Source organism: Streptomyces chattanoogensis, assembly GCF_001294335.1.
GTDB classification, from domain to species: Bacteria; Actinomycetota; Actinomycetes; order Streptomycetales; family Streptomycetaceae; genus Streptomyces; species Streptomyces chattanoogensis.
In genome coordinates this window covers 1-371 of the sequence record NZ_LGKG01000084.1, presented here as the reverse complement: position 1 = coordinate 371, position 371 = coordinate 1, and the positions used below count along the sequence as shown (strand labels likewise).

Here is a 371-nt window from a genome sequence, read left to right as displayed (position 1 = left end):
GACGCGCTCCGGTATCTGTTCGCGATCATCGAGGGTGGCATCCGGGTTGTCGGCGCCGTGGTCAACGGGCTCGCCGAGCTGTGGCAGTGGAGCGCCATGTTCTCCTCCGCGACCTCCGGTGACTGGGGTCGCCTGACGTCGCTGGTCGCCGGTGAGATGGACGTCGGGAACGCCGCCGAGGATGCCGCCGGTGACCTGCAGAATCTCGGTACCGAGGCGTTGACGCTGGAGGAGCGGCTCGCCGAGTTGAAGACTGCGTTCGACGAGCTGTTCGGCGCGCAGATGTCGATCGACGAAGCCACGATCCGCTATCGGCAAGGCATCCGCGACCTCAACGAGGAACTGACCAAGGGCGCCCGGACCCTGTCTCT

Annotated in this window: 1 protein-coding gene; it reads left to right on the top strand. The window is 66.3% G+C overall.

Going from position 1 to position 371, the window contains the following annotated elements; translation table 11 throughout:
- Window positions 1-371, top strand: a 371-nt coding sequence (locus ADL29_RS11090; RefSeq protein ID WP_157878454.1) for a hypothetical protein, incomplete at both ends; no start/stop codon positions are given.